General features: G+C 65.1%; 3 protein-coding genes and 2 pseudogenes. 4 read left to right on the top strand and 1 reads right to left on the bottom strand.

The features are described 5' to 3' along the window. A pseudogene (locus RHBS_RS25070) lies at window positions 1-337 on the bottom strand (endonuclease/exonuclease/phosphatase family protein); the annotation flags it as partial. 358 nt (window positions 338-695) lie between these two features. On the opposite strand from RHBS_RS25070, the pseudogene RHBS_RS25065 reads away from it, so the two are divergent. The 4 genes and pseudogenes from RHBS_RS25065 to RHBS_RS31145 all read left to right on the top strand — a co-directional run. Further along, a pseudogene (locus tag RHBS_RS25065) lies at window positions 696-1,694 on the top strand (DUF1839 family protein); the annotation flags it as partial. 453 nt (window positions 1,695-2,147) lie between these two features. Then, on the top strand, window positions 2,148-3,233 hold the full coding sequence (locus RHBS_RS31155; protein ID WP_237669683.1) for a hypothetical protein: 1,086 nt from the start codon (window positions 2,148-2,150) through the stop codon (window positions 3,231-3,233). Next, window positions 3,163-3,432, top strand: coding sequence for a hypothetical protein (locus RHBS_RS31150; RefSeq protein WP_237669681.1), 270 nt, complete (start codon window positions 3,163-3,165; stop codon window positions 3,430-3,432). Before RHBS_RS31155 ends, RHBS_RS31150 begins: the two co-directional genes overlap by 71 nt. A gap of 14 nt (window positions 3,433-3,446) precedes the next feature. Then, window positions 3,447-4,100: a glycoside hydrolase family 2 protein gene (locus RHBS_RS31145; RefSeq protein WP_237669679.1), complete on the top strand. Its 654-nt coding sequence runs from the start codon at window positions 3,447-3,449 to the stop codon at window positions 4,098-4,100. The last annotated feature ends 173 nt before the right edge of the window (window positions 4,101-4,273 follow it).

Below are 4,273 nucleotides of genomic sequence, written 5' to 3'. Positions count from 1 at the left end.
TGGACGCGGCGTCGGCGTCGCCGTGCGCGACGTTGATCGTCAGGACCGACAGTCCAGGGCCGGTGTTGTCCGGGCCGTCGGCGAGGAACATCGGCACCTGGACGCCGACGACGGCGACGGTGAGCAGTACTGCGACGGCCGACCCGAAGCGGGAGCGCGCTGCGGCGAACAGGATCACGGCGATGATCGAGGCGACACCGAGATACGGTGCCCCGACGACGAACGCAACAAAAGTGATCTCCGTCACACCGATCTGGCGAACGAGGAACATTCCGAATACGACAGCGAGCAGAGCCCAGCCGATGACCAGCGCTGCGCTGGACGCGAAACGGCGCATCGCGCTCGTGCCTCCTATTGCGTGCCCGAGTTGGGCATGGATGTGTCAGGTGTTGTCTACACTCGGCATGTGCCCAGCTCAGAGCCTCTATGCAAGTGCCATCACGAACAAGCTGCGCACCAGCATTACCGGCGCGGAACCGACTGCTCGCTCTGTGATTGCCCCCGTTACCGGGGGCGGATGTCGTTGTTGTCGAGATGGTGGCCCAGAAAATAGTTTGCCCGGGCAAAAACAATCCTACCGTCCGATCAAGTGCGAAGAACAAACCGATTCGTTAGGATTAGGGGCCTGGATACAGGCAATACGGACAAATGCGGCTCGGGGACCGTCCGACATTCGATCCGGTAGGAGAGGCTTCATGTCGAACGATGCAGTGCTGGACAGGCTCGGGACCAGCCTACGAGTCCTCGAACTCGACCCCATCAGTTACCGGCCACACCCGATACACAATCACGACCGCATCTGGACCGAAACCAATTGCTACGTCGACCTGTGGATCGAAGTTCTGCACTCGTTCGGTGCCGATCCCACTCCTGCGCTCGCCTTCGTGCTGAGCGCGGGATGCGACGGGCGACAGTGGGACTTCGTGAAGATCGCTCCCGAGGACCTCCGCGCCCTGTACGGCATCGGCGTCGCCGAGATGAACGTGTGGCGTCCTGTACTCGAGCACGTCGTCGAAGGCCTGGAAGACGGCATCCACGTCACCGTGGAGGTCGACGGCTTCTGGCTGCCCGACACCGCGGGGACCAGCTACCGCAATCAGCACACCAAGACCACCATCGTGCCGAACCTCATCGATCGCGAGGGCAAGGTGATGGGGTACTTCCACAATCGCGGCTACTTCGAGCTCACCGGAGCCGATTTCGACGGGATCTTCAATCTCGCTCCGGAACCGCATGCCGAGGTGTTGCTGCCGTACGTCGAGCAGATCAAAGTGGACTCCACCGTGCTCGACGCCGGTTTCGAGGATCGTGATCTCGATGTCGCTCGCGCACACCTGGCCCGCCGCGCTCCGGGCAATCCGGTCGATGCACTGGCCCGCCGCGTCATCGCCGACATCCCGCTCGTGCAGACCGCGGGTCCCGACGCATTCCACCTGTGGTCGTTCGGCCTGCTCCGCCAATTCGGTGCCACGGCAGAACTCGCGGCCAACTACGTGCACTACCTCGAAGGCAGAGGCGTGACGGGAGCCGCCGCGGCCGCTCCGTATTTCCTCGACGCGGCCTCCGGTGCCAAGGCCGTTCAGTTCCGGATGGCCCGCGCCGCACGTGGCCGGGATGTGGTGCTCGACGAGCCGCTGATCGAGATGAGCAAGAACTGGACGGCGGCCATGGACATCGTTGCAGGTGCATTGGCACGTGATCGATCTGCTCGACGGCGCTCGGTGGCGGCTGGCCCGAACCGACACCGGTTCCGTTCTCGACCCCGGCGACCTACCGGACGATCTCGACTGGATCGACGCGGTGGTGCCGGGCACGGTTGCCACCGCGCTGGGGCACGCACTGGCAGTGAATCCGGACGACCACGACTGGTGGTTCGTCGCCGACGTCTCCACCGGCGGCCATCGCCGGGTGCGAGTGAGATTCGGTGGCATCGCGACCCGTGCCCAGATTTGGATCGATGGCGTCCATCGCAGGACCGTGACGTCGATGTTCGTTCCCGAGACTCTCGATCTGTCGGACTGTGGTGACACCGTCACCATCGCCGTCCACATCGAATCGCTGGCAGCACATCTGAAGTCTCGACGCCCCCGCGGTCGGTGGCGATCGTCGCTGATCGCGCCCAAGGGCTGCGGCACGAGCGGACGACCATGCTCGGACGCGCACCCGTGTACGGGCCCCTTCCGGTACCCGTCGGACTTTGGCGCCCGGTGTCGATGACGGTGATCCCCGAGGTTCGTCGCGTCGCCCTGTCGACGACGGTATCCGGTACGGACGGCATCGTCGCACTGCGCGCCGACCTGGATGCTCCGGGGGTGGCTCGAATCATGATCGACGACAGGGCCTTCGAGCTCGGAACCGTCGAGCGTATCGACTCGGCGGTGACGCTGCCCGCCGTCGAACTCTGGTGGCCCCACACGCACGGCCGACCGCGAACGTATCGCGTCGCGCTCGAGGTGGACGGCACCGTGCATCCCATGGGCGTCGTCGGGTTTCGTACGGTGGATCTGGACCGTACGGCCGGCGGCGCAGTACTGACGGTCAACGGCGAGACCGTCTTCTGCCGCGGAGGAACGTGGACCCCGCTGGACCCGGTGCGGTTGTGGTCACCGGAGCCCGATCTGCGGGCGGCGCTCGAGCAGCTCCGATCGGCGGGCCTGAACATGGTGCGCGTCGTCGGCACCCTGGTGTACGAGCAGCCCGAATTCTGGTCCCTGTGCGCGGAATTGGGCATCATGGTGTGGCAGGACGTCATGTTCGGCACCATCGACCCGCCCACCGATGACACGTACACCGCAGCGGTCACCCGCGAGCTCGGCGCGTTCGCAGACGCCGTCTCGGCCAACCCGGCCCTGATGGTCGTCAGTGGCGGAAGCGAGACTCAGCAGCAACCCACGATGTTGGGGATTGCAGCCGACGATCAACGAATGGTGATGCTGGACAGCATTATTCCCGAATTCCTCGCCGATCGTGTACCCGGAGTCGCATACGTGACATCGAGCCCGTCCAGTGCTCAGGGCGAGTTGCACACGCATGTGGGCGACGGCATCGCGCACTACTTCGGGGTGGGCGGCTACCTCCGACCACTGTCCGATATCCGCACTGCCGGCGTGCGTTTCGCAGCAGAGTGTCTGGCCTTCGCAGTCCCCCCCGGAACGGGCACAGGTGGAGAAATTCTTCGGGTCCGCGGCCGTCGCCGGTCACCACCCGGACTGGAAGGCCGCGATCCCACGTGACCGCGGCTCGTCCTGGGATTTCGAGGACGTGCGAGATCACTACGTACGCATGATCTTCGGCGTCGACCCCCACCTGATCCGGCGCGACGACGCAGAACTGTACCTCGATTACGGTAGGGCGGCGATCGTCGAAGCGTTCACCGAAGCGTTCGGCCATTGGCGTCGAGCATCCTCGGGGTGTGCCGGAGCCTCGTGCTGACGCTACGAGATACTGTGCCCGGCGCAGGCTGGGGCATCGTCGATACCGCCGGCGTGCCCAAGGCTCCCTTCTACGCGTTGGCGCGGGCAAGCGCCCCGGTGGCACTGCTGTTGTCCGACAAAGGACTCGACGGCTACTCGGTGGAACTGGTCAACGACGGACCGGCGCGCTCGGGCACTATCCGAGTGGTGTTGCACGCTTCTCGCGGCAGCCACGAGTTCGAGCGCACGGTGAACGCCCCGGCGAACGGGTCCATCGCACTGACGGTGGACTCCATCGTCGGCACCTTCACCGACGTCAACCACGCCTACCGCTTCGGCAGTCGAACCTACTCCGCCGTCACGGTCGCGTTCCTGGACGACAGCGGCGTGGAGGTGACGCGAACCACCGCGCTCGTCGGCGCGCAGAGCCGTCAGAACACGGTGGGATTGAACGCAGAGGTCATCGAAACAGATTCTGGAACATGGGAATTGACTGTCCGGTCCGAATGGCCTGCGCAGTACGTCTGCGTCGACATCGACGGCTTCGAGGTATCCGACTCGTGGTTCCACCTGGCACCGAACGGACCTCGTACGCTGACTCTCGTGAGCCGAGGGCCAGCCGCGCCGCGCGGCCACGTTCGAGCACTGAATTCGGTGGAGCGGGCCTCGGTGGCACCGCGGCCGTGAGCAGCTCGGTTCATGGGCTGAACTCGTAGTGGACTACGAATTCAGTCCATGGCCCAAGCCGTGCACGTGTCGCTAGCGGCTCGTGCTGAGTTTACCTCGGGCATAGCCGATTCCGGCCGCCCCGACACTGGCGACCACGGCCATCGCGCCCCACGCGCGTGCCGGGTTGCCGA

The organism is Rhodococcus sp. BS-15 (assembly GCF_000813105.1).
Lineage (GTDB): Bacteria > Actinomycetota > Actinomycetes > Mycobacteriales > Mycobacteriaceae > Rhodococcoides.
This window is presented reverse-complemented; position numbering and strand designations above follow the sequence as displayed.

What these genes read in the sequence shown, in the direction of transcription:
- RHBS_RS31155 (WP_237669683.1), top strand. Translation starts at nt 2,148, where the DNA reads ATGCTCGGACGCGCACCCGTGTACGGGCCCCTTCCGGTACCCGTCGGA.